This is a genomic window from Sulfitobacter sp. M13 (genome assembly GCF_053474885.1).
This window is the reverse complement of record NZ_CM130281.1, coordinates 1316251-1339453: the sequence shown is the minus strand read 5'-3', so window position 1 is coordinate 1339453 and position 23203 is coordinate 1316251. Positions and strand designations below refer to the sequence as shown.

At 60.9% G+C, this 23203-nt stretch carries 24 protein-coding genes; 7 read left to right on the top strand and 17 right to left on the bottom strand.

The annotated features are described in order from the left end of the window. Positions 1-76: 76 nt before the first annotated feature. From ACVBAU_RS06360 to ACVBAU_RS06350, 3 genes are all read right to left on the bottom strand, one after another. Positions 77-796 (bottom strand): glutaredoxin, encoded by a 720-nt coding sequence (locus tag ACVBAU_RS06360; protein WP_335745238.1) that lies wholly within the window; start codon positions 794-796, stop codon positions 77-79. 47 nt (positions 797-843) lie between these two features. Next, complete coding sequence (locus tag ACVBAU_RS06355) at positions 844-1320, bottom strand: DUF305 domain-containing protein (RefSeq protein WP_448328548.1); 477 nt, start codon at positions 1318-1320, stop codon at positions 844-846. Positions 1321-1462: 142 nt separating this feature from the next. Further along, on the bottom strand, positions 1463-1960 hold the full coding sequence (locus tag ACVBAU_RS06350; RefSeq protein ID WP_138923935.1) for a lactoylglutathione lyase family protein: 498 nt from the start codon (positions 1958-1960) through the stop codon (positions 1463-1465). Positions 1961-2061: 101 nt separating this feature from the next. Between ACVBAU_RS06350 and ACVBAU_RS06345 the strand changes: the two genes are divergently transcribed. After that, complete coding sequence (locus ACVBAU_RS06345; RefSeq protein ID WP_448328546.1) at positions 2062-2949, top strand: LysR family transcriptional regulator; 888 nt, start codon at positions 2062-2064, stop codon at positions 2947-2949. Here the strand turns inward: ACVBAU_RS06345 and ccoS are convergent. The 13 genes from ccoS to ACVBAU_RS06280 form a co-directional block, all read right to left on the bottom strand. Then, on the bottom strand, positions 2946-3107 hold the full coding sequence (ccoS, locus tag ACVBAU_RS06340; RefSeq protein ID WP_093734199.1) for a cbb3-type cytochrome oxidase assembly protein CcoS: 162 nt from the start codon (positions 3105-3107) through the stop codon (positions 2946-2948). The genes ACVBAU_RS06345 and ccoS overlap by 4 nt on opposite strands. A 10-nt stretch (positions 3108-3117) precedes the next feature. After that, on the bottom strand, positions 3118-5268 hold the full coding sequence (locus ACVBAU_RS06335) for a heavy metal translocating P-type ATPase (RefSeq protein ID WP_448328544.1): 2151 nt from the start codon (positions 5266-5268) through the stop codon (positions 3118-3120). Then, on the bottom strand, positions 5265-5717 hold the full coding sequence (locus ACVBAU_RS06330) for a FixH family protein (protein ID WP_448328542.1): 453 nt from the start codon (positions 5715-5717) through the stop codon (positions 5265-5267). The genes ACVBAU_RS06335 and ACVBAU_RS06330 overlap by 4 nt, the downstream gene beginning before the upstream one ends. A 1-nt stretch (position 5718) precedes the next feature. Continuing rightward, positions 5719-7281, bottom strand: a complete 1563-nt coding sequence (gene ccoG, locus ACVBAU_RS06325) for a cytochrome c oxidase accessory protein CcoG (protein WP_448328540.1) — start codon at positions 7279-7281, stop codon at positions 5719-5721. 158 nt (positions 7282-7439) lie between these two features. Beyond that, complete coding sequence (gene ccoP, locus ACVBAU_RS06320) at positions 7440-8303, bottom strand: cytochrome-c oxidase, cbb3-type subunit III (RefSeq protein ID WP_448328538.1); 864 nt, start codon at positions 8301-8303, stop codon at positions 7440-7442. Then, positions 8296-8514, bottom strand: a complete 219-nt coding sequence (locus tag ACVBAU_RS06315) for a cbb3-type cytochrome c oxidase subunit 3 (protein WP_448328536.1) — start codon at positions 8512-8514, stop codon at positions 8296-8298. Before ACVBAU_RS06315 ends, ccoP begins: the two co-directional genes overlap by 8 nt. A 12-nt stretch (positions 8515-8526) precedes the next feature. Beyond that, the gene (ccoO, locus tag ACVBAU_RS06310; protein ID WP_335745196.1) at positions 8527-9351 is read right to left on the bottom strand and encodes a cytochrome-c oxidase, cbb3-type subunit II; all 825 of its coding nucleotides are present in this window, start codon (positions 9349-9351) and stop codon (positions 8527-8529) included. Between the two features lie 11 nt (positions 9352-9362). After that, positions 9363-10961: a cytochrome-c oxidase, cbb3-type subunit I gene (ccoN, locus tag ACVBAU_RS06305; protein WP_138923943.1), complete on the bottom strand. Its 1599-nt coding sequence runs from the start codon at positions 10959-10961 to the stop codon at positions 9363-9365. A 123-nt stretch (positions 10962-11084) separates the two neighbouring features. Next, positions 11085-11492, bottom strand: coding sequence for a universal stress protein (locus tag ACVBAU_RS06300; protein WP_448328534.1), 408 nt, complete (start codon positions 11490-11492; stop codon positions 11085-11087). Positions 11493-11579: 87 nt separating this feature from the next. Continuing rightward, a complete protein-coding gene (gene fnrL / locus ACVBAU_RS06295) occupies positions 11580-12296 on the bottom strand; it encodes a transcriptional regulator FnrL (protein WP_448328532.1) in 717 nt (238 codons plus the stop codon). Positions 12297-12403: 107 nt separating this feature from the next. After that, complete coding sequence (kynU, locus tag ACVBAU_RS06290) at positions 12404-13579, bottom strand: kynureninase (protein WP_448328918.1); 1176 nt, start codon at positions 13577-13579, stop codon at positions 12404-12406. Positions 13580-13590: 11 nt separating this feature from the next. Continuing rightward, complete coding sequence (locus ACVBAU_RS06285) at positions 13591-14421, bottom strand: tryptophan 2,3-dioxygenase (protein WP_448328530.1); 831 nt, start codon at positions 14419-14421, stop codon at positions 13591-13593. Next, positions 14418-15188: a GntR family transcriptional regulator gene (locus tag ACVBAU_RS06280; protein WP_448328528.1), complete on the bottom strand. Its 771-nt coding sequence runs from the start codon at positions 15186-15188 to the stop codon at positions 14418-14420. Before ACVBAU_RS06280 ends, ACVBAU_RS06285 begins: the two co-directional genes overlap by 4 nt. Positions 15189-15369: 181 nt before the next feature. Between ACVBAU_RS06280 and ACVBAU_RS06275 the strand changes: the two genes are divergently transcribed. The 6 genes from ACVBAU_RS06275 (at position 15370) to ACVBAU_RS06250 (ending at position 22170) form a co-directional block, all read left to right on the top strand. Next, positions 15370-16320 (top strand): class II glutamine amidotransferase, encoded by a 951-nt coding sequence (locus ACVBAU_RS06275; RefSeq protein WP_448328526.1) that lies wholly within the window; start codon positions 15370-15372, stop codon positions 16318-16320. A gap of 33 nt (positions 16321-16353) precedes the next feature. Next, complete coding sequence (locus tag ACVBAU_RS06270) at positions 16354-16947, top strand: poly-gamma-glutamate hydrolase family protein (protein ID WP_448328525.1); 594 nt, start codon at positions 16354-16356, stop codon at positions 16945-16947. Between the two features lie 153 nt (positions 16948-17100). Beyond that, on the top strand, positions 17101-18051 hold the full coding sequence (locus ACVBAU_RS06265) for an asparaginase (RefSeq protein WP_448328523.1): 951 nt from the start codon (positions 17101-17103) through the stop codon (positions 18049-18051). A gap of 161 nt (positions 18052-18212) precedes the next feature. After that, positions 18213-19640 (top strand): alanine/glycine:cation symporter family protein, encoded by a 1428-nt coding sequence (locus ACVBAU_RS06260; RefSeq protein ID WP_138923949.1) that lies wholly within the window; start codon positions 18213-18215, stop codon positions 19638-19640. Between the two features lie 162 nt (positions 19641-19802). Then, a complete protein-coding gene (locus ACVBAU_RS06255) occupies positions 19803-20960 on the top strand; it encodes a saccharopine dehydrogenase family protein (protein ID WP_448328521.1) in 1158 nt (385 codons plus the stop codon). Between the two features lie 127 nt (positions 20961-21087). Continuing rightward, positions 21088-22170, top strand: coding sequence for an SMP-30/gluconolactonase/LRE family protein (locus ACVBAU_RS06250; protein ID WP_448328519.1), 1083 nt, complete (start codon positions 21088-21090; stop codon positions 22168-22170). Between the two features lie 41 nt (positions 22171-22211). On the opposite strand, the gene ACVBAU_RS06245 is transcribed toward ACVBAU_RS06250, so the two are convergent. Continuing rightward, positions 22212-23144: a DMT family transporter gene (locus ACVBAU_RS06245; protein WP_448328516.1), complete on the bottom strand. Its 933-nt coding sequence runs from the start codon at positions 23142-23144 to the stop codon at positions 22212-22214. Positions 23145-23203: the final 59 nt, after the last annotated feature.

Sequence of the window (23203 nt, the reverse complement as noted above, 5' to 3'; positions counted from 1 at the left end):
TCGTCCCGCAGCAGCGGCACGAGGGGGGGCACACGAAAGGGTTCAGCCGCAGATGACAGGGCCGCGCGACCGCGGATCAGCCCAACAACCGAACGAGCATCCAAAGCCCCATACCCAGCATCATTAGGTTCTCAGTCAAAGATACAAAACCAAGCGGCACGTTGCTGCTGCCACCGACACAGGCACATTTCAGTTCGCGCTTGTCGATATAAACAGCCTTGATCACCGACACTGCGCCAATGCCGCCGATCACGATCGCAACCGGTGCTGCCAGCCACAGTAAGGCCCCCGCGGTCATGGCGATGCCCGCAAAAGCCTCGCCGAAGGGATAGACCTTGCCATAGGGCACCCAGCGTTTGGCGAGCAAATCATAGTTTAGGAACATCGTGGAGAAGCTCTCGATGTCCTGCAGCTTTTGCACCGCCAGAAAACACATGGAGATTGAGACGAACCACTGGAACGCCTGCACAGTCAGGATACTCTCAAAGGCGAACCATGACAGGCCAAGCGCCATCAGGAATGCAACCGCAAAAATGGCGATCACCGGCTGGTAGGACGTGTCCGATTGCGCGTCCTTGGGCTTGTCCAACCCAAAGTAGATGCGCAGATCATCATAGCCACCGATCCGCTCGCCTCCGATAAAGGTTTGCGGCGTCGTTTCGACATCATGCTTTGCTTTGAACGCGTCGGTTTCCTCGCGGGTTGTGAGGGGATGATCCTCGACCTCATATCCCTGACGCTCCAGCAGGTCCTTGGATTTCAGTCCGTAGGGACAGGTGTGGTCGGGCATCATCATCCGGTAAAGTTTGGCGGGTTGTGTGTGTTGATCAGCCACGGCTTACCTCACTTCCCGTCGATTTCAGGTGTGGCCGCCGGCCCACCTTCAAGGTCCGCAATCAGCGCTTTCATCTCGTGGATTTCCAGCCGCTGTGCTTTGATGATATCATCGGCCAGCTTGCGCACCCGCGGGTCCGATATATTGGCCCGCTCGCTGGTCAGAATGGCAATCGAATGGTGCGGGATCATGGCGCGCATCCACGAGGTATCATCCACTGTGGTCTGGCTGCGCACCAAAAATAGCGACACCGCAAAAACCAGCGCGCTGCCAACAAAGATAGCAATATTCGCGCCGCGGTTGCTGTACATGCCCAACATAAATGCGAGCATAATGATCGCCATCACCGCGCCCATATAAAGCGCCATATAGCTGCGGGTTTCACTAAAGAACACGTGATCGATCGCATAGGTGTTCAGATACATCAAACCGAACATCACCACGGTCGAAGTAATGATCATTGCAAAGAAGCGCCAATATGACATGAGAAGTCCTTTCGTGAGATTGCTATGCCAACAAAACGGCCTTCCCACGCAGGAGGGTTCCCGCCGATATCGATTTTTTTCTTAAATTACGCATTGCTCTATGCGGGCGGAAGGCTACCACCGCCCGCAAAAATCCGCTCGGTTAACGATAGGCACCGGCGGAATAAGTCAGCTCGTAGCTGTGGCTATACAGCTCGAATACAATGCCAAAGGGGTCTTCGACATAGACCATGCGGTAGGGTTTATCGTTAGGAAAATATTCCCGTACGGGCATCCGTTGTTTGCCCCCCGCCGCGACAATCTTGGCCAGTAGATCTTCGAGATTTGGGTCTTGGATGGCGAAGTGAAAGGTGCCGTGCTGGCGAAAGTTCAATGGGTCGGCGGGCGCGTGGTTGCCCTCAAATTCGAATAGTTCGATCCCGATGCGGTCCGCCGTCGCAAGGTGGGCGATACGCAACCGCCCCCATCCCGCGCCAAAGACATCGGTACACATCTGCCCGATATCGCTGCCGTCCTCGACGATCTCGGTCGGCTGCATAATGACGTAAAAGCCCAGAATATCGGCGTAAAACTGAACGGCCTGATCAAGGTCGGGTACAGAAAGCCCGATGTGAGAAAAACTGCGTGGTGTCGGTGTCATGATCTATCCTTTGGTCACTGATACCCCCATGATTTAGGTGGACCGCCTGCAAACATAAAATTATCATATGGAATGGATTTAATAACATTTCGGGATATACCATGTTGAATGCTTCATGGTTGGAGACGTTCACGACCCTTTGCGACATCGGTCATTTCACGCGCACTGCTGATCAGCTCGCCATGACGCAACCGGGGGTGTCGCAGCATCTGCGCAAACTTGAACAGCAGGTGGGTCAGCCCTTGATCTTGCGGGAAGGCAAGTCTTTTACCCTGACCCCTGCAGGAGAGGAACTGCTGTCCATCGGTCGCGCTCGCCGGTCAGAGGAACGCGCGCTGCGCGACAGGATGCAGCGCGATGACCCCTTGATAGGCACCGTGAGGATCGGCTGTTCGGGGAGCTTTGCGCTTTGGCTTTATCCGCAACTGATCGCGCGGATGTTGCAGGCACCAAAGCTCGTGGTTGACCTGAACGCGGCACCGCAGTCGCAAATTGTGGCGGAGGTGGCGGCGGGCAGACTGGATCTGGGCGTGGTGACCCGGGCCCCCGATATGCCGCGTATCAAGGCGACCCCCCTATGCCGTGAAGAGCTGTGTCTGGTTCTGCCAGCCGCTTTCGATACCACTGACCTGACCCTACAGCGTCTTGATGCGTTGGGGTTCATCGCGCACCCCGACGGCAACGCCTATGCGGACGACCTTTTGGCGCGCAATTTTGATGATTACCGTGGGGCAGAACATCTGCGGGTCCGCAGCTCGATCAACCAGATCGGGCAAATTCCCCTGCCCGTCGCCCAAGGGCTGGGCTATACGATCTTGCCACGTTCCGGGGTGGAGGCGTTCCCCAAGCGCGATGCGCTATCGGTGCATGCGCTGCCCGACCGGCGGTTTCATGATCTGTGGCTGATCGCCCGTAAAGACCGAGCCGAGTTCGCCCGTGTCGCCGCCACTGCGGAAGGGATCACCGCGGCCGTCGAAACGCGTGGCTAAGGCCGGCTCTCGGGCGGGGCATCATCATCCAGCAAAACCCGCGCCGATGCGCCCTGCGGGTCGTCATACTGGCCGGACTTCAACGTCCAGAGAAACGCACAAAGCCCAAGGCCGCCAAGGATCACGGACACGGGTATCAGGATGAAAAGCACGTTCATTGCAAATGCCTCATTTCACATATTTCACGCGCATGGCGTTGGCCAGAACGGTCAATGACGACGCCGACATCGCAATCGCGGCCAGCAGCGGGGTGGCATATCCCAGCAGCGCGACCGGAATGGCGATGGCATTATAACCCGCCGCGATGGCAAAGTTCTGACGTGACAAACGGGTCAGAGCGCGCGCGATTACGATCAGCAGCGGGAACTGGTCCAGCCCCTCGCGCAACATCACCACATCAGCCGCATTGCGCGACGCATCCAGCGCCGAGGACGGCGCGACAGAAGCATGCGCCAGCGCCAAGGCAGCCGTATCATTCAACCCGTCGCCAACCATCAACACGCGGTGCCCCTGCGCCTGAAGCTGCGCCAGCCGGTCATGTTTTCGCGGTGCGCTTATATCACCAAGGGCCGACTGCACGCCAAGCTTTGCGGCGAACGCCTGCACCGTAGCTTGCCGATCGCCACTTAGGATCTGGGGCGTGATCCCTTGGGCGGATAACCATGCCAACGTATCTGCGGCCCCCTCTCGCGGGGTCTCTGTCACGGCCAGCGGGACGGCCGGTGCGCTCCCGATGCGCAGCCCGGTGCCGGAGAACGCAGCCCCCAGCCATTCGCCACGTCCCAGCCGCACAGTCACGCCGTCGATGTCCCCCTGCATCCCTTGCCCGGCGACTTCGGTGACATCGGCCAGCACAGCGGGCGTATGAACGGGCAATGCTGCCAGAATAGCCTGCGCCACCGGATGCGCCGATGCTTGGGCCAAGGCCCCCGCGATGGCACTCTGTTGGACCGAAAGCTCTGCCAGTGGCGCGGGTTTCCCCTGCCGCGTCAGCGTGCCGGTTTTGTCGAACACGGCCATGTCCACCTCTGCCAGCCGTTCAAGGGCGGTGCCTGATTTGACCAGAAACCCCATATCGAACAGTCGTGCAATGGCCGTGGTTGCCACCGCAGGCACCGCCAACCCCAACGCGCAGGGACAGGTGATAATCAGCACGGCAACCGCCACGTTGAGCGCGTGGCGCAGGTCGCCGTCATAGGCCACCCACCCGACAAAGGCCGCCAGCGCCAGCAGATGCACCATCGGCGCATAAATGCGCGCGGCGCGGTCGGCCAGATTGGTATAGCTGTTGCGGCTGTTCTCGGCCATTTCAACCAGCGCGGCAACGCGGCGCAGGGTTGTATCTTCGCCCACGGCAGTCGCTGTCATCTCGAAGGGCGCGCCCAGATTGATCTCTCCGGCCTGAACCACATCGCCAAGGGTCAAGGCGACAGCCGCGCTTTCGCCGGTCAGAAACGACCGGTCGGCCTGCGCCGCGGCACTGTTCAGCACCCCGTCAACAGGCACGCGCATGCCCGTCGGCACCAGCACCGTGTCCCCGACGCGCAAAAGGCCGACCGCAACCCTTTCGACACCGGTTCCATGAACGCGCTGCGCGGTCTGCACCTCGAGCGCGGCCAGTTCCTTTGCGGCGGAATGGACAGAGCTACGGGTCCGGTGATCCAGATAGCGGCCAACCAGCAAGAAAAACGTCAACGACAATGCCGCGTCAAAATAGGCGTGATGCCCGCCGTTCAGAACCTCATACAATGACATCCCCGCAGCCAGCAGGATCGCAAGCGAGATCGGCACGTCCATGTTTAGCCCGCCCCTGCGCACCGCCCGCATCCCATTGGCAAAGAACGGCTGGCCGCAAAACAGCACCGCAGGCAGGGTGATCACGGCAGAGATCAGGTGGAACAATGCGCGGGTTGCATCTGACGCCCCTGACCAGATCGCAACGGAAAACAGCATGACGTTCATCATCGCGAAACCGGCGATGGCAAGCCGGATCAGCAGCCCACGCCCGATGTCGTCTTGCCGGCTTTCCAGCAGGCTTTGGTCCAGCGGATGCGCCTCTATTCCTGCGCGATCCAGCGCGGCGACCGCCTGTTCGGCGTCAAGATCGCTGGCGTGGATCGAGACACGCTTGAGCGACAGGTTGACCCGCGCCGACCGGACCTGCGGCAAGGCGCGCAGGCTGCGTTCGACCGTATTGATGCAAGTAGCGCAGTGGATTGCGGGCAGTGACAGCACCAGATCCGGCGGGCCCGATTGCGGTGCCATCTGCGCGATTGCCGGTGCTACAACGCAGCCGGGGCATGCGGCGATGGCGCTCATTCCTTTACCTTTACGATAACACGTTGCTGAAAGAGCGTGCCTTCGGCGTCGCGCAGTTTCAGGCGCAAATTCCAGTTGCCCGGTCCCGCGACAACAGGCGCGACCAACGCCTGGCCGTCAAAGACGAAAGCCGGGGTCTGGTCATTCGCAACGCTGGTCGCCCGCCCGAATACGGCACTTGTGACCTGCGGTTCTTGCGGCTCTCCCTCGCGCAGCACCGCGACCCGCAACACGCCCTTCGTAACGGTCGCCGACACCTCCCAACCAAGCGCCTCTTGCGCCTTGCGGTCCACATCAAAGCTTTGCGATGCAACGTAGGAGTTCTTGACCTCCAGCCCCGGAAAACTGTGCACGGCATTATACGCCAGCGTCAGGTTCACCGCGATGATCACGCTAAACGCCGCGGCAAAGACACCGAACACATGCCAGCCTTTGATTTCCTGTACCATTCTAGCGGTCCTTTCCATTGAAACTGGTGGCTTTCGACGCGCGGTCGCCGGTGCCGGTATCCTCGATCCATAGCCGCAACTGCGTCATATCGGCGGTCGACGCTTCGGTTTGCGGCGCGGCGGTGACATAGACCCGTTGCAGGATCGTCTGGTTGGCAGGCAGCACGACGGTTGCGCCCGCGTTTCCCTGCCCTTCGAGCGTGACAGTCAGCGCGCTGTCGCTCGTGATCCCGATTTGAACGGTGGCATCACGCCCCTGTTTGTTGCGCAGGCGTACGTCATAGATGTTGCGCACTGCGCCGTCCGACAGGGTGACATAGGTCGGGTTGCGCACGGGGCTGACGGTCAGTTCAATCGCACTGCGGATGAACAGCGCATAGACCAGCGCGACCCCGATCAACGCCCACGCGGCGGTATAAAGCAGCGTGCGCGGTCGCAGAATATGACGCCACAGCGGTTTGGGCGGCTGGCCGGCCCGTTCGGCTGTCTCGTCCGACAGCGCCAGATAGTCGATCAATCCGCGCGGCTTGCCAATCTTGGCCATCACATCGTCACAGGCGTCGATGCACAGGGCGCAGGTGATACACTCCATCTGCTGGCCGTTGCGAATGTCGATGCCCACGGGGCAGACGTTGACGCAGGCCATGCAGTCGATGCAATCCCCTTGGGTGTCTGCGGACGGAACGGGGGGCAGATCGGTGGGCAATGCGGCGCGCCCCCGGTCGGGGTATGGGGTAGGCCCGTAGCGCGCGGCCCCCGGCCCTGCTGCGGCGATCTGGTCTTGGGCGCGCTGAGCGGCGGCACGTTCGCGTTTGCGCAGATTACCCTTTCCGCGCGGCTCGCCGCGCCAGTCGCGATAGGCGACCGTGATCGTGTCGGTGTCCATCATCGCGGCCTGGATACGCGGCCAGGGACACATATAGATACACACCTGTTCCCGCATGAAGCCCCCCAACAGAAATGTCGTGGCGGTCAGGATCGCGATGGTCATATACGCCACCGGAGCCGCGTCGAGCGTGACCAGATCCCGGGCCAGCTGCGGCGCATCGGTAAAGTAGAACACCCACGCCCCGCCTGTCGCCACCGCGATCCCCAGCCAAAGCACCCATTTGGTGACGCGCAGGCGCAGTTTGTGTACGCCCCAGCCCGCGTGATGCAGCCGGACGCGGGCATTGCGGTCGCCCTCGATCCAGCGTTCGACAAGGATGAACAGATCGGTCCAGACCGTTTGCGGGCAGGCATAGCCACACCACACACGCCCCAAAGCAGAGGTAAACAGAAACAACCCAAGCCCCGCCATGATCAGCAGACCGGCCACGAAATAGAATTCATGGGGCCATATCTCGATCCAGAAGAAATAGAACCGCCGATGCGCCAGATCGATCAGCACCGCCTGATCCGGCAAGTTGGGCCCGCGGTCCCACCGCAGCCACGGCGTGAGGTAATATATCCCCAGCGTGACGGCCATGATGCCCCACTTAAAGCGACGGAAGAACCCGTCGACGCGGCGCGGGAAAACCGGCTCTCGCGGGGCATAAAGAGATGGAGGTGACGTTTGTGTCATCAGATGTATCCTGTTCGCACCGCCACCTTATCGAAGGTCAAGACAGCACACTTTGATCTGAGTCAAAAACACCCCCAAAGCGGTTCGTTTTGCGAACAGGACCGCCTTGGGGATGGACAGTGGCACTCGGGCAGAGCCGCCACCGTCAGCTTTCTGCGCTATTCCCCCCCTCCCAGAGAGTGGACATAGGCAGAAACCGCGCGGATATCGGCCTCTTCCAGACGCCCGCCCCAGGGGGGCATGACGCCGAAACGCGCATTCGTCACGGTCTGGGTCAGCGCCTGCCGGTCGCTGCCGTACAGCCAGATCGCATCGGCAATATTGGGGGCACCCTGACTGCGATCACCCTGCCCCGCATCACCGTGGCAAGCGCTGCAATTATCTGCAAACACCTCGGCACCCGTTTGGGCCAGCGCCACGTCAAAATTGGACGATGAAAGCGAGATCACGTGTTCAACAACCGCCGCGATGTCATCCTTGCCCAATATCGCGCCAAAGGCAGGCATCTGGCTGTAGCGCGCATCGACGTCCTGTTCGTTGCGGATGCCATGGCGCACGGTGTATTCGATGTCCGCCATCGCCCCGCCCCAAAGCCAGTCGTCGTCCAGCAGGTTGGGATAGCCCTTGGCCCCTGCCGCGCCCGACCCGTGACACTGCGAACAATTCGCGCGAAACACCGCACCGCCACGCGCGATAGCATAGCGGTTGAGGTCAGCATCCTGAGGCAACGCCTCCATGTCGGTGCCCAGCAATTCCGCCACCAGCTGCGCGTTCTTTTGCGCGTGCGCGTCGATGTCCTGCGCTACTTTGGCGCGGGTGGACCAGCCCAACAGACCGCTCGTCGCCCCTGAAATCATTGGCCACGCAGGATAGGCCACACTATAGCCGATGCCCCAGATGATCGTCAGATACAGCGTCCAAAGCCACCAGCGCGGCAGCGGGGTGTTCAGCTCTTCGATGCCGTCCCAGCTGTGCCCCGTCGTCTCGATGCCGGTCACATCGTCTTGCTTGTGATCAGTCATTTCGGGCTCCTTTCTTGGCGGCGCAGTCTGCGCCGTTGCAGCCCGCGCACCCCGCGGGCGCGTCTTCGCGCAATGGAATGCGCGCCACGGCGGCATAGGTGTCAGAGCTGCCGGGCCGGAAAGCCCACAAGATCACGCCCACAAAAAAGCTGAACATCGCCAGCAGAACCCAGCTGTCTGCCAGCTGACGCAGGAAAGAATAGGTATCCATTGCAAAACCTCCTTATCGGCTGGCGTCGGGGGTAAAGGTCGAGAAATCGACCATCGTCCCCAGCACTTGCAAATACGCGATGAGCGCGTCCATCTCGGTCAGTTCGGGCGCACCGTCAAAGTTCGACACCGCAGCACCGGGATACCGCGCAAGCATCGCGTCGTAGTCGGCATCCGGGTCGGCCTGCACCTTGAAATCCGACGCGGCCTGTTCGATCTGCTCGTCCGTATAGGGGACGCCCACAAAGCGGTGGGTTTTCAGCAGATCCTGCACGTGGTCTGCGTCAATCCGCGTGTCGGAAAGAAACGCATATTTCGGCATGATGGATTCCGGTACGACCGATTGCGGATCGGACAGATGGTCCACATGCCACGCATCGGAATACCGCCCGCCCACGCGTGCCACATCCGGTCCGGTGCGTTTCGACCCCCATTGGAACGGGTGATCATACATGGATTCCGCCGCCAGCGAATAATGCCCATAGCGTTCGACTTCGTCGCGCATGGGGCGGATCATCTGGCTGTGGCATAGATAGCACCCTTCGCGCACATAGATGTCGCGCCCCGTCAGTTCGAGCGGGGAATAGGGACGCACGCCCTCGACCTTTTCGATCGTGTTTTCAAGCCAGAACAGCGGTGCGATTTCGACGATGCCGCCGATCGACACCACCAGCAGCGATGCGATCAACAACAGCGTCGGGCTTTTCTCGAGGATCGCGTGCCGGTTCACCAATGCGGTGTGATGCGGCAGCTCGTTCGGGATCTCTTGCGGAGCGTCCGACAGGGTTGAGACATTGGGATCCTGCGCGGGATCGGTGATTTTAGTGTTATGTGCCATTGCGATTGCCCTTATTCCGCCGGAACGCCAACGGGTGCGGACTGTTTTGCGCCCCCTTTGATCGTCATCCACATGTTCCAGACCATGATCAGCGCGCCGCTGAGATACAAAATACCGCCCATACCACGCACCACATACATCGGGAATTTCGCCGCCACGGTGTCCGCAAAGGAGTTGACCAAGAACCCCTGATCATCGACCTCGCGCCACATCAGGCCCTCCATGATGCCGGTGACCCACATGCTGGCCGCGTATAAAATGATGCCGATGGTCGCCAACCAGAAGTGCCAGTTGATCGCCGACATAGAATGCATCTTTGCCCGCCCCCAAAGCCGTGGCGTCAGGAAATAAAGTGCACCAAAGGTGATCATGCCATTCCAGCCAAGCGCACCGGAATGGACGTGTCCGATGGTCCAGTCGGTATAGTGGCTGAGCGAATTAACGGCGCGGATCGACATCATCGGCCCCTCGAACGTGGACATGCCGTAAAAGCCAAGCGACAGTACAAACATCCGCAAGATCGGATCGGTGCGCAGCTTGTCCCACGCCCCTTGCAGCGTCATCAGGCCGTTGATCATACCGCCCCAGCTGGGCATCCACAGGATGATCGAGAACACCATGCCAAGCGTCGACGCCCAGTCAGGCAGCGCGGTGTAATGCAGGTGGTGCGGCCCCGCCCAGATATAAAGAAAGATCAGGGACCAGAAGTGGACGATGCTCAGTTTGTAGGAATAGACAGGGCGGTTCGCCTGTTTGGGCACGAAGTAATACATCATCCCCAGAAAGCCCGCCGTCAGGAAAAAGCCGACCGCGTTATGCCCGTACCACCACTGGGTCATGGCATCTTGAACACCGGCAAAAACCTGCACCGATTTCGACCCCCAGAGGCTGACCGGCACCGATAGGTTGTTGACCACATGCAGCATCGCGACGGTCACGATAAAGGCAAGGTAGAACCAGTTGGCGACGTAGATATGCCGCTCGCGGCGGATGATCAGCGTGCCCAGAAACACCGCCAGATAGCATAGCCAGATGATCGTCAGCCAGATATCGACGTACCATTCGGGCTCTGCGTATTCTTTGGATTGCGTGGACCCCAGCAGATATCCGGTGGCGGCCAGCACGATGAACAGCTGATAGCCCCAGAACACAAACCACGCGAGGTTGCCGCCAAACAACCGCACCGAACAGGTGCGCTGCACCACATAGAAAGAGGTCGCGATCAACGCGTTGCCGCCAAAGGCAAAAATCACCGCCGACGTATGCAGAGGGCGCAGCCGGCCAAAGTTGGTAAAGGGTTGCCCCCAGTCAAAGTTCAACGCCGGAAAGGCCAGTTGGAACGCAATAAACGTCCCCACTAGCAGCCCCACAATTCCCCAGAAAGCCGTGGCAATCACGCCTGCGCGGATCACCCCATCGGCATAGCCGGTGGACATGGGCCGCGGCCGTTCAGGCTCGTCCGTGTGGCGCAGGACCCATAAAAACATGCCCCCCGCGACGCCCATGATGATCAGCGCATGCACCTGATACGCGATATCACGTGCCCAACTGGCCCCCATCGCAGCGATCAACGCCACCAGCGCCAGAATGACGAGTTTCAAGTAATTCATATCGGACCTCTATGTATGCGCCCGCCCTGATCGGGGCGGCGCTTTCCTGTTCGCGCTTTGGGCGTAAAGGGGCCACGCGAACCGGTCTTTGATCTGGGTCAAGTTTGCCCGTGAGGGTGCCGATTATCTGACGACATGCACCGCGCATTTGGCGTGGCGCACCACATATTGCGCAACAGAGCCAAGCAGAATGTCCGAAAACGCAGGCTGGTGCGACGCGATGACGATGCAGTCCATCCCGTTTTCCTCGGCCCAGCGGGTCACCCGCGGTCCCGCCCGCCCGTCAGCAATGGCGGTGGTACATTCGGGCAGCTCTAGCGCCAACGCCTCCAGCCGCGCCTGCACCGTCTCGCGGGCAACGCTAAAAACGTCGGTGGGAATGTAGTCCGCGACATAGATCGGCACCGTTTCAATCACGTGAAGCAACGTCAGCTTGGCATCCCTTGACGCCAGCGCCTGCGCCGCGTCAAAGGCGGTCTGGGTGATTTCGGGGGTCTCGAAAACGACGGGGATCAGGATATTCTTGTACATGCTGCACTCTCCTATGAAGGTGCAGGCATCAGACACTACTGTTTGGACACCCGCGTTGATGCAGATCAAATCAGTAGAAAAATATCTTTAGGGGCAGTCGTCACCTGACGCCACGTGCAGCGCCTTAAGGTCGGTCACGCGGAACCGGCGGCGGTCAACGAACTGCACGATACGCTCTTTCTTCATCGCGCCAAGCTGGCGGCTGACAGTCTCGAGCGTGAGACCCAGATAGTTGGCGATCTCGTGACGTGTCAGGGGCAGAACGAGCTCCTGATGCATTGCGTCGGCGATGGTAAGCTGTTGTCGGCGCACCAGCATTTCGATGAAGGTCGCGATCTTTTCGCGGGCGGTCTTGCGGCCCAGCAACAGCATCCAATCGCGCGCGGCGTCCAGTTCATCCAGCGCCATTTCCATCAGCCGTTGGGCAATATGGGGCGTGGTTTCGATCAATGCCTCGAAGGGTTTGCGGTGAAAGCAGCACAGCGTCACATCGGTCACCGCCACCACATCGAAATCAATCGTCTCGCGCCCGGGACGGCCGATAAAATCCGACGGCAGCAGCAAGCCGACCATCTGGGTGCGCCCGTCTTCCATCGTTTTCCCAAGGCTGGCGACGCCTGCCACGACCGACGCGACATAAGTCAGCCCATCACCGCGCCACAGCACCTGATCCCCCGCCTTGAACGATTTATAGGTTTTGATCTGTTCAAGCATCAACAGCTCGTCGTCGTCGCAGCGCGCACAAACGGCACGGTGACGGATCGGGCATTCACTGCATTTCGGACGGGACTGTAGATCAAGCATGGCACAACCATAGCGCCCAACTGCGCGAATAACCATCGCCAAGACGCGCCCCGCCACAGCGCTGCGTCCCGATGTCGCTTGCTGTGGCAGAGCATGGTTTGTGCCGGTCAGGTCACATCGCGCTTTTGATGATACTCGGGTCGGTCCCAGCTGCGGGTGTTCAGGATATCGGCCAGAATATCCACCGCACCGCGCACGTCGGCCTCGTCGATATAAAGCGGCGTGAAACCAAAGCGCATGATGTCGGGCGCGCGGAAATCACCAATCACATCCCGCGAAATTAGGGCCTGCATCACCGCATAGCCATTCTTTGACGCAAACGACACCTGACTGCCGCGGTGGCTTGCGTCGCGTGGGCTGGCCAGCGTCAGCTCGGGGCAGTGCTCTTCGACAAGCTGGATGAAAAGTTCGCTCAGCGCGACGGACTTGGCACGCAAGTCGGCCATATCCACGTCGTCCCAAACGCCCAGCGCGTGTTCCAGCGCGGCCAGTTGGATCACAGGGGGTGTCCCGACGCGCATGCGTTCGATGCCGGGTGCCGGACGATAGCCTGTTTCAAACGCGAAAGGCGCATCATGCCCCAGCCATCCGGCCAGCGCGGGTTGGATTTCGGCGACAATATCAGGCCGCGCATAGATAAACGCCGGGGCCCCCGGCCCACCGTTGAGGTATTTATAGGTGCAACCGACGGCGAATTCAGCATTGCAGACAGCCACATCGACGGGCACGGCCCCTGCGCTATGCGCCAGATCCCACAGCATCACCGCCCCAGCCCCATGGGCCGCCGCCGTGATGCCCGCCATGTCGTGCATCCGGCCCGTGCGATAATCGACCTGCGTGATCATCGCGACCGCGACATCGTCGGTCATGGCACCTGCCACCTCTTCGGGGGCGACGATACGCAGCTCGTAGTCCTGCCCCAGTTGGTTGATCAACCCTTCGGCCATATACAGATCCGACGGAAAGTTGCCGCTGTCCGACAGGATCACCCGCCGGTCAGGGCGCATCTTTAGCGCGGCAGACAGAGCCTGAAACACTTTGACCGATAGCGTGTCGCCCATGGTCACCGACCCCTTTGGCGCGCCGATCAAACGGGCGATGCGGTTACCCACACGGGCGGGCTGCGCCATCCATCCGTCAAGGTTCCAGCCCTTGATCAGATGCGCGCCCCATTGCGCCTGCACCACATCTTGAACCTTTTCGGCCGTGCCCACTGGCAGCGGCCCTAGCGAGTTTCCGTCAAGGTAGATCATGCCCTCGGGCAGGGAGAAGCGGTCTTTCATCGGCAGTTGGGTCACAGGACACCTCGTAAGTTCCAGAGTTCGGGGAAAAGTTCGACTTCGAGCATCCGGCGCAGGTATTTCACCCCCGACGTGCCGCCCGTGCCACGTTTAAATCCGATGATGCGTTCCACCGTGGTCACATGGTTGAACCGCCAGCGGCGAAAGTAATCTTCCAGATCGACCAGCTTTTCGGCCAGCTCGTACAGCTGCCAATGGGCGCGCGGGTCTTTGTACACGGTGACCCACGCCTGCATGACCGCATCATCCGCCGCATGGGGGGTGTCCATCGCATAGACATGCGCGTCAAAGCTTTGCCCCGTTGCCTCTGCCAGCAGGTCAAGCGCCACGTGATACAGCGATTTCGTGCCCAGTTCCTGCGTCAACATGTGGTGCAGTTCAGGGCGGTGTTCATGCACCTTCATCATCGCACGGTTGCGGTTCCCGAGGATGAATTCGATCAGCCGGTATTGATGCGACTGGAACCCCGACGACGCGCCAAGGTCATCGCGGAAATCAGTGTATTCGCTGGGGGTCATTGTGCGCAGCACGTCCCACGCGCTGTTAAGCTGTTCAAAAATACGCGCCACACGGGCCAGCATCTTCATCGCGGGGGCGAAATCGCCTTGCGCCAAATGCGTCCGGGCGGAAGAAAGCTCGTGCAGGCAAAGGCGCATCCACAGCTCGGACGTCTGGTGCTGGATGATGAACAACATCTCGTCGTGGGCGTCCGATTTGCAGTTCTGCGCCCCGAGGATCGGGTCAAGTGACAGGTAGTCGGTATAAGACATATCCTTGGCAAAGGACATTTGTGCGCCCTCGTCAGCGGGGTTGTAGCCGGTCATGCGGGAGTCTCCGATTGGGGGCCGAGGGTTTTAGCAAACGGCGAATGGGCAGGCATCAAGGTCGATAGCTCCTCGAAGGCGGCGATGCTGAGGCCGGTGTGATGGCGAAAGGCCGCAAGCGCCGCAGCCGGATCGTGATCAAGTGCTGCCTGATAAAGCGCACGGTGCGGTTCCAGCGCCATGCCAGCAGCAGAGCCAGCGGCCGCTTTGGTCGCAAGCGATGGCGCGGTTTGGGTCAGATCGCGCAGGCCTGACTGAATAAAGCGGTGATAGCGGCCCAGCTGATCCTGCAACTGCCCTGCAAACCGCGCCATCCAAGGCGACCGCGCACCGGCGACCAACGCTTGGTGAAAGGCCAGATGCCGCCGTGTCCATTGGGCAAGCGCGTCATCTTCATGAATTACCGACGGCACGGTCGTTTGCGACAGGTGGTGATAGGCACCGATGACCCCTGCCTCCCATGCATCATCGGCCTGGCTGACGGAATGGGCCAGCATCGCCCCTTCGACAGCGTCGCGGCTGCGTTCTAGGTCCAGAAGGTCGGCGCGGGTCAGTGGGGTGACGCGAAAGCCCTTGTTATGCTCGGGCACGACCAGCTGTTCCACCGCAAGCCGGTTCAGACATTCGCGAACGGGCGTCAGCCCGATGGCATAGCGCTCGGACAACGCAGGCAGGCGCAAGACCATGCCAGGCGGTAATTCTAGCGTCAGGATGTCGCGCCGGAGCCTGTCGAATAGGATGTCTGATTTCGAGTGCCGAAGTGTCATAGGCGCGCCCCTCTCCCCGCACATTCTGACAAGTAAATACGATCATGTAAATCGTATATTATTATTTCCGCAGGTGATCTGGTCTTTGGCCGGCGACGCTCTACCTGTCCTGCCACAAACACACGGCGCAGCGCTTTTGACTGTGATGCCCGTGATCGCCCTTTGAAGAGATAGGAAACCTATGTGTCGCGTTCTCGCCTATATCGGGCCCGAAATTCCGCTTGAAAGCCTGCTAACCAAGCCGGAAAATAGTCTGATCAACCAGAGCCTTGATCCCGAACTGCACCCGAACCTGCAACTCGCGGGCTGGGGATTTGGGTTATGGAGCGCGCATCTGCTGAAACCCGAAGAGCCGCTGTTGTATCATCGCCCAATGGCGGCGTTTCATGATGACAACGCCCCCGGGATCATTCCCAGTCTTCAGGCCAGCACCATGCTCGCCCATGTCCGCGCCGCGGCCTATGATGCGCGCAACGTGTTGGCCGATGAAAACTGCCACCCGTTCTCGTTCAAGGGCACGCCGTGGATCATCGCACAGAACGGGGCCCTGCCCCATTGGCGGCTGCTGCAACGCGAATTGCTGACGCTGTGCAAGGACGACTATCTTCGCCAGATGAAGGGCACGACCGACACCGAATTCTTCTACGTGCTGCTGCTGTCCCTGATGGAGGGCGACAGCGATGACGATGTGCAAGCGGCGTTTGAAAAGCTGCTTGGCGCGGTGCTGGAGGCGATGCGCAAACTGGACTTGGTGGCCCTAACCAAGCTCAAGATCGCGCTGGTGTCCCCCGACCGGATCATCGGCGTGAACTATGGCGCAGGCCACAAGGGCGAAACGGCCCCCGAGGGCGACTGGAAAGAGCTGCGCAAGGCAGGCCCCGGCACCGACGACTATTCTTTGTCGATGCTACTGGAACCGATGTACCTGCTGATGGGCCAGAATTATCAGGACTACGCCGACAGCTACAAGGTCGACAGCAGCGCCGAGGGGGAAGCGACCTCGGCCATTTTCGCGTCCGAACCACTGACTGAAGACGGCGATGACTGGTTGCGTATCCGTTTTGGAGAGATGGTCGCCCTGCGCCGTACAGATGGCAAAATCTCCAAGACCGTGACAAAGCTGGACGTATAGCCCGCCCCCCTCTGCACGTTGGAAAGGACATACATGGCCGACCGTTATCCCGATTTCGCCACGCTTGCCGCCGCGCATGAGGCGGGGAAAGACTACCGTATCACAGTCAAGGATCGCGGCACGCCCGTTGTGATCCTTGCGCCGCATGGGGGCACGATCGAACCCGAGACGGCGCAGATCGCGCGGGCTGTGGCAGGGGATGATCTGTCGTTCTATCTGTTCGAGGCGCTGCACCTCGGTGCCCATGGCGATTTCCACATTACCTCGCACCGGTTTGATGAACCCGACGCACTGGCACTGGTGGCGCGGGCAGTCACGTCGGTCGCCGTGCACGGGCGCAAGAACGACGGCACCGACGCGGTCTGGCTCGGGGGCCGTGCCGAAGGCCTGCGCGATGCCATTGGCGAAGCCCTGCGCGCCGCGGGGTTTGCGGCTGAACTCAACACGGCGTTGCCCGGCGTGCATCCGACCAACATCTGCAATCGCACCCTCAGCGGCGCGGGCGTGCAGCTAGAACTGTCGCGATCCCTGCGCCACGCGTTGTCACAAGATACCGCGATGATGGACCGCTTTAGCGCCGCGCTTTGCAAAGCGATAACGAAGGCCGGTACCTCCGACAGAGCCTGACTGGCACCCTGTGCAGGTACTCTGATCGGGTCCGCCCGACGCATGGCAATCCAGCCCGCCTGATGCAGGCTTGACAGCAGCGGACGCATCTGGTCCGCCTGCGGCACTTTTAAGAGAGGCCTTTGCAGGGGCAATCAGCACAAAGGGTGCAGCATGGCGATATTATTGATCCATACCGGTGGCACAATTGGCATGGCCCAGACCCCCGACGGATTTGCACCGCGTGCGGGCGTGGTCGAAGACGCCGTGGCTGCCTTGGTTGCCAGTGGTCTCGTCGCAGACACGGTCGAGGTGCTGCGGCTTGATCCCTTGATCGATTCCGCCCAAGCCACGCCGCAGGACTGGCTGCGTATCGCCGAAACCATCCACCAGTACCGTGATCGCTTTGACGGGTTTGTTGTAACCCATGGCACGGATACGCTGGCCTATACCGCCGCTGCGCTGTGCCTTGCGCTGCCCGGACTGGCACGTCCCGTGATCGTGACCGGAGCCATGCGCCCGCTGACCGTCGCCGATACCGATGGCACCGCAAATCTGATCGATGCGCTGACCGCTGCCCGTACGGCGGCGGCTGGTGTCTGGGTCCAGTTCGGCGGCAAACGGTTGCATGGCGCACGCGTGCGCAAGGCCCATTCGCAAGCACTGGACGCCTTTACCGCCGCGCCCACAGACAGCGTGCCGCGCATTGCAGCCCCTGCCCCCGAACTTAGCCCGCTGCGCCCGCATGAGGTCGCAGTGCTGACTGTCACCCCCGGTTTCAGCGCCGCTTTGCTGGATCCGGCTGCGGGCATGTGCGACGGGATCGTCCTGCGTTGCTATGGTGCCGGCACGGTCCCCGACAGCCCTCCTTTGCGCGCTGCCCTGCGCAAGGCCCAAGACAGGGCCGTTCCGGTGGTCGCCGTCAGCCAATGTGCCGAAGGCGGCATGCAGATCGGCACCTATGCCGCGGGCAAGGCGCTGCGAGACAGCGGCGCGGTCGACGGTGGCCAGATGACACCTGAAATGGCCTTTGTAAAAATCCAGTTCGCGCTGAGCCAGCACAGCGATTTCGACGCGCGACAACGCTATCTGGCGACAGATCAATGCGGAGAAATGGCGGATTAACCTCTGAAAAGCCGTCCCGTCTCGGCTTTGCCAAAAAATTAAGCTCATAAGTTTCAACGCACTAGACGCGGCATGACCGGCACATCCGTCCTGCCGCGTCATTCGGCTTTACGCTTTGGGCACGATCGCCTTAAAACGCGGCAAAACATAGGGACATAAATATGGAATTTCTTGAACTTCTCTTCGGCTGGATCGGAGACTTCACCTGGGGGTGGTCGCTGATCCCGATCCTCGTCATCTTCGGTATCTTCATCACCATCACGACCGGTTTCGTGCAGATCGAATACTTTGGCCGCATGTTCCGCGTCCTGTCGAACAAGAACAACGCGGACGATTCCAATCAGATTTCGGCACGCGAAGCGCTGCTGGTATCGGTCGGCGGACGTGTCGGCGGCGGGAACATCGCAGGGGTCGCAGTTGCGATCTCGCTTGGCGGTCCCGGTGCTGTCTTTTGGATGTGGGCCATCGCGCTGGTCGGCATGGCCACCAGCCTTGTCGAATGTTCGCTTGCCCAGCTGTTCAAACGCAAAGTCGGAGAGCACACCTACCGCGGCGGTCCGGCTGGCGCGATCATCCACGGGTTGGGCAAAGAATACCGCTGGCTGGCCGTGGTTTACGCGATCTGCCTGATTGCCGCCTTTGGCCTCGGCTTTAACGCGTTCCAGGGCAACACGGTCGCTGGGTCCATGCAAGACAGCTTTGGCATTGACCGCATCTGGACCGGCATCGCGCTGGCGATCGTCTCGGGCTTTATCATCTTTGGCGGCATCCACCGCATCGCCAAAGTGTCCGATGTTGTGGTGCCGATCATGGCCATCGGGTATCTGGGAATGGCGCTGATCGTGATCTTGCTGAACATCACCAGCCTGCCCGGCGTGATCTATGACATCGTCACCAACGCCTTCGGCCTGCAAGAAGCCGTCGGTGGTGGCATGGGGGCGGCCGTCGCCCAAGGTCTGCGTCGCGGTCTGTTCTCGAACGAGGCCGGCCTTGGTTCAGCGCCGAACGTGGCTGCCACAGCAGAGGTACGCCACCCGATCAGCCAAGGCATCACACAGTCGTTTTCGGTCTTTATCGACACAATCATCATCTGTTCGTGCACGGCCTTCGTGATCTTGCTGGGCGATGTCTATGTCCCCGGTGCCGAAGGCATCGACGGTGTGGCGCTGACACAGCAAAGCATGGTGTCGCATCTGGGCACATGGGTGCAGTATTTCCTGAGCGGCGCGATCTTGCTGTTCTCGTTCTCGTCGATCATCTACAACTACTATCTGGGTGAAAACGCGATGACTGTGCTGACCAAAAGCCCCTTGGGTATTCTGGGTCTGCGGATCGCGATCATCGCCATTGTCTTCCTTGGGGCGACAGCACCGGCGGCGACAGCGGTGTTCTTCTTCTCGGATCCGATGATGGGTATTCTGGCGCTGGTCAACTTGCTGGCGATCATGATGCTGTTTCCTGTGGCCATGCGCCTGCTGCGCGACTTCCGTCAGCAGCTTAAGGCCGGCATCGAACGTCCTGTGCTGAACCCCGATGACTATGCCGATCTGGACATCGACCGCGACGCGTGGAAGCTCCCCGCAGAGTGATCTGAACGCATCTTACCTGACTTCGAGACGGGCCGTAGCATCTGCTGCGGCCCGTTTCTTTTGCACCCCGACGCAGCGTTCCAGAACTCGGTGATGGTCAATACCGCCTGCCTCGCCCCATAGTTGCGCAAAGACATGCAACCAATCGGGGAGGAACGGCACATGGCTGAATTCGATATCATCATCTACGGCGCAACTGGATTTACGGGGCGGCTGGTCGCGGAATACATCCACGCGACCTATCCGGATCGTCCCTGGGCCATGGCCGGTCGCAGCGCATCCAAGCTTGCGTCGGTGCGCGACGAGATGGGCCTGCCTGGCGATACGCCCCTGATCGAGGCAGATGCCTCTGACCCGGCGTCGCTGGACGCGATGGTCGCACGGGCGCGGGTTATCATCACCACGGTCGGCCCCTATCTGCTGTATGGCGAACCGCTGGTCGCGGCCTGTGTCAAAGCCGGCACCGATTACGTCGACCTGTCGGGCGAGCCGCCGTTCATGTGGGACATGATCGAGAAATACAACGATGCTGCCAAAGCCAGCGGTGCGCGGATCGTGCATTCATGTGGCTTCGACAGCATTCCCTTCGACATGGGTGTCTATTTTCTGCAACAAGAAGCGCAGAAACGCTTTGGCGCGCCGCTTCGGGAGGTCAAAGGTCGGGTGCGCGGCATGAAGGGGACCTTCTCTGGCGGGACAGCCGCGTCGGGCAAAGAAACCATGAAGCTCGCCATGGGCGACCCAGAGGTTATGAAACGTCTGGTGTCGTCCTTTGCGCTGACACCGGGGTTCGAGGGGCCCAAGCAACCCTATGGCAACAAGCCCTACGAAGACCCCGATTTTGGCATCTGGGTCGCACCCTTTGTCATGGCGTCGATCAACACCAAGAATGTGCACCGATCAAACATGTTGATGGGCCACCCCTACGGCACGGAATTCACCTACGAAGAGATGATGTTCACCGGCAAGGGCGAGAAGGGCGAAGCGATCGCCAGCAGCATCGCCAAATCCAACCCTATGGGCGACGGTGATATCAAACCGGGCGAAGGCCCCTCGAAAGAGGAACGCGACAACGGCAGCTATGACCTGATGTTCACCGGCGTTTCCGACGGGGGCGAGCGGCTGACTGTCGGGGTCAAGGGCGACCGTGATCCGGGCTACGGGTCTACCTCCAAGATGTTGACCGAAGCAGCGATCTGCCTGATCGAAGAGGCCGCAGCCGCCCCCGGTGGCGTTCTGACAGCGGCACCCGTTTTTGGCAGCGCGATCATCGACCGGCTGACCGCCAATGCGGGGCTCAGCTTTGACGTAGAAAGCTGACGAATGCCTCCCTCGCGGTGACCATCACTGCGGGGGCTCCGCGTGCTGCCTCTTGAACCGGCGCAGCGGATCGGCAACCGTACACTGTGCGCCACTACCTACGCGCGAATCCTGCGGAGGATCCCCCATGAGAAAACTATTCACTCTACTCGGCATCGGCCTACTGGCAGCGCTGGCATATCTGGCGTTCTGGCCCGTGTCTGTCGCCCCCGTCGCGTGGGAGGCACCGCAAGATCAGGGCTATACCGCAGACTACGCACCCAACGACCGGCTGACCGCGCTGGAGATCATTGACCTAGATGGGCGCAGCGGGCCGGAGGATGCGGATATCGGGCCGGACGGGCTGGTATATGTCGCCACCCACGATGGTGAAATCCTGCGGGTCGAAGCCGACGGGGCGATCAGCGTCTTTGCTCAAACCGACGGTCGCCCATTGGGGATAGAATTTGACGACAATGGCACGCTTTTTGTAGCCGACGCCTATCGCGGCCTGCTTGCGATTGACCGTAAGGGTGCTGTGACCCTGCTGGCCGAGACGACCAAAGACGGCAGCCCGATCCTTTACGCCGATGATGTAGATATCGCCGCTGATGGCAGCGTCTATTTCTCGGACGCCTCGACCCGCTTTGGGGCAGAGGGCAATGGCGGCACGCTGGCAGCATCCGTGCTGGATCTGGTGGAGCATTCTGCGAACGGGCGCATCCTGAAATACGACCCCGCAACGGGCGAAACCACAGTGTTCGCGGGTGGCCTGAACTTTGCCAACGGGGTCGCGGTGGATGATGCAGAGGGCGCGGTTTTCGTGATAGAAACAGGCAGCTACCGCGTCTGGCGCTTCCCGCTAGACGGCAGCGCGGGATCGGTTGTTCTAGAAAACCTGCCGGGGTTCCCCGACAACATCAACAATGCGCCGGATGGCACGTTTTGGATCGGTCTGGTCAGCCCGCGCAATCCCGCGATGGACACGCTGGCGGGCTACCCCGCCCTGCGCCGTGTGATTATGCGCCTGCCGGACAGCATGAAACCCGCACCGCTGCGCTATGGCTTTATCCTGCGTATGGATGCGTCGGGTAAGGTGCTGGAAACGCTTCAGGATCCGGCTGGCGACTATGCGTTGACGACTGGTGCCGTGACCCTGCCTGACGGGCGCATCGCGGTGACTTCCTTGACCGAACCGCGGCTGGGGATACTGGACGCCCTTGCACGCTGACACGCGCGGGCGCGGGCGCGGGTCCGACACTTGGGCCCGCGTCACGCATCGGTTTCCCGCTTGGGTCGGCTCGCCAGCATGACGCCTGCGCAGATGATGAGAACGGCCAGGATCGTGCCCATTGACAGCGCCTCGTGCAGCAGCGGCACGGCCAACACAGCAGCAATCGCGGGGGCGAGCGCACCGATGGCGGCACATTTCGCGACCCCCAGACGGGCGATGGCGATGGCGTAAGTCAGGCTCGAGATAAGGCCCACGCCGATGCCTTGAGCGAGGATATACGGCATCGCCTCAGCCAAACGCACCTGCGTCAGACTGCTTGGCAGCACCCCCGTTGCCAGCAACGGCAGCAGCACCAGCGTCGACGGCAGCGCCAGCACCAGCGCGCAACCGATCGGGTCCAGCCCGCTGCCACGCAGCCCCAGCGTATAGCAGCCCCAAAGCAGGCTTGCCGACAGCAGCAATGCCACGCCCGACAGGCTGCCCGCCGCCAGATTGCCTGACGCCCCGATCAGCGCTGCCACCCCGACAAGCACAATCCCCAACGGCAGCAGCGCGTCAGGGCGTTGGCGGTAGAACACCCACGTCAGCACCGCGACCGACACCGGCGTCGTCCCCGCAATCAACGCGCCGACATGCGTCGCCGAGGTTTGCGCACCGCCCATGGCCGCCAGCCCAAAGAACGGCAGCCCCGCACCGGCTGCGATCATCAGCCAGCGGTGCGGCGGCAGCCGTTTCAGCATCGCCATCCGCTTGGGCAGGAAGGGCAAAAATACCAGTGCCGGAATTGCCGAGCGGATCAACGCCACGTCACCAAGGGTCAACTGCGCCCCGCTGGCCGCACGGGTCGACAGCGCGAACCCCGCCCAAACCAGCACGGTCACCGCAATCGCGAGGTAGCCGACCAGCGGTCGAAGGGGGATTTGCTGCGGGGAAAATCCGTTCGTGGCGGGTATCGAGGGGGAGCTGAGCATTATATTCCTGCGCATTGTATCTGCGCCGTTTTACGCTGTACCGCTCGGCAGATGGTTGC

What these genes read in the sequence shown, in the direction of transcription:
- ccoN (WP_138923943.1), bottom strand. Translation starts at nt 10,961, where the DNA reads ATGAATTACTTGAAACTCGTCATTCTGGCGCTGGTGGCGTTGATCGCT.
- ACVBAU_RS06345 (WP_448328546.1), top strand. Translation starts at nt 2,062, where the DNA reads ATGTTGAATGCTTCATGGTTGGAGACGTTCACGACCCTTTGCGACATC.
- ACVBAU_RS06315 (WP_448328536.1), bottom strand. Translation starts at nt 8,514, where the DNA reads ATGGATACCTATTCTTTCCTGCGTCAGCTGGCAGACAGCTGGGTTCTG.
- ACVBAU_RS06270 (WP_448328525.1), top strand. Translation starts at nt 16,354, where the DNA reads ATGGCCGACCGTTATCCCGATTTCGCCACGCTTGCCGCCGCGCATGAG.
- ccoS (WP_093734199.1), bottom strand. Translation starts at nt 3,107, where the DNA reads ATGAACGTGCTTTTCATCCTGATACCCGTGTCCGTGATCCTTGGCGGC.
- ccoG (WP_448328540.1), bottom strand. Translation starts at nt 7,281, where the DNA reads ATGACACAAACGTCACCTCCATCTCTTTATGCCCCGCGAGAGCCGGTT.
- ACVBAU_RS06300 (WP_448328534.1), bottom strand. Translation starts at nt 11,492, where the DNA reads ATGTACAAGAATATCCTGATCCCCGTCGTTTTCGAGACCCCCGAAATC.
- ACVBAU_RS06335 (WP_448328544.1), bottom strand. Translation starts at nt 5,268, where the DNA reads ATGAGCGCCATCGCCGCATGCCCCGGCTGCGTTGTAGCACCGGCAATC.
- ACVBAU_RS06280 (WP_448328528.1), bottom strand. Translation starts at nt 15,188, where the DNA reads ATGACACTTCGGCACTCGAAATCAGACATCCTATTCGACAGGCTCCGG.
- ACVBAU_RS06355 (WP_448328548.1), bottom strand. Translation starts at nt 1,320, where the DNA reads ATGTCATATTGGCGCTTCTTTGCAATGATCATTACTTCGACCGTGGTG.
- ACVBAU_RS06245 (WP_448328516.1), bottom strand. Translation starts at nt 23,144, where the DNA reads ATGCTCAGCTCCCCCTCGATACCCGCCACGAACGGATTTTCCCCGCAG.
- ACVBAU_RS06265 (WP_448328523.1), top strand. Translation starts at nt 17,101, where the DNA reads ATGGCGATATTATTGATCCATACCGGTGGCACAATTGGCATGGCCCAG.
- ACVBAU_RS06360 (WP_335745238.1), bottom strand. Translation starts at nt 796, where the DNA reads ATGATGATGCCCGACCACACCTGTCCCTACGGACTGAAATCCAAGGAC.
- kynU (WP_448328918.1), bottom strand. Translation starts at nt 13,579, where the DNA reads ATGAAAGACCGCTTCTCCCTGCCCGAGGGCATGATCTACCTTGACGGA.
- ACVBAU_RS06260 (WP_138923949.1), top strand. Translation starts at nt 18,213, where the DNA reads ATGGAATTTCTTGAACTTCTCTTCGGCTGGATCGGAGACTTCACCTGG.
- ccoO (WP_335745196.1), bottom strand. Translation starts at nt 9,351, where the DNA reads ATGGCACATAACACTAAAATCACCGATCCCGCGCAGGATCCCAATGTC.
- ACVBAU_RS06250 (WP_448328519.1), top strand. Translation starts at nt 21,088, where the DNA reads ATGAGAAAACTATTCACTCTACTCGGCATCGGCCTACTGGCAGCGCTG.
- ccoP (WP_448328538.1), bottom strand. Translation starts at nt 8,303, where the DNA reads ATGACTGATCACAAGCAAGACGATGTGACCGGCATCGAGACGACGGGG.
- ACVBAU_RS06350 (WP_138923935.1), bottom strand. Translation starts at nt 1,960, where the DNA reads ATGACACCGACACCACGCAGTTTTTCTCACATCGGGCTTTCTGTACCC.
- ACVBAU_RS06285 (WP_448328530.1), bottom strand. Translation starts at nt 14,421, where the DNA reads ATGACCGGCTACAACCCCGCTGACGAGGGCGCACAAATGTCCTTTGCC.
- ACVBAU_RS06255 (WP_448328521.1), top strand. Translation starts at nt 19,803, where the DNA reads ATGGCTGAATTCGATATCATCATCTACGGCGCAACTGGATTTACGGGG.
- ACVBAU_RS06330 (WP_448328542.1), bottom strand. Translation starts at nt 5,717, where the DNA reads ATGGTACAGGAAATCAAAGGCTGGCATGTGTTCGGTGTCTTTGCCGCG.
- ACVBAU_RS06275 (WP_448328526.1), top strand. Translation starts at nt 15,370, where the DNA reads ATGTGTCGCGTTCTCGCCTATATCGGGCCCGAAATTCCGCTTGAAAGC.
- fnrL (WP_448328532.1), bottom strand. Translation starts at nt 12,296, where the DNA reads ATGCTTGATCTACAGTCCCGTCCGAAATGCAGTGAATGCCCGATCCGT.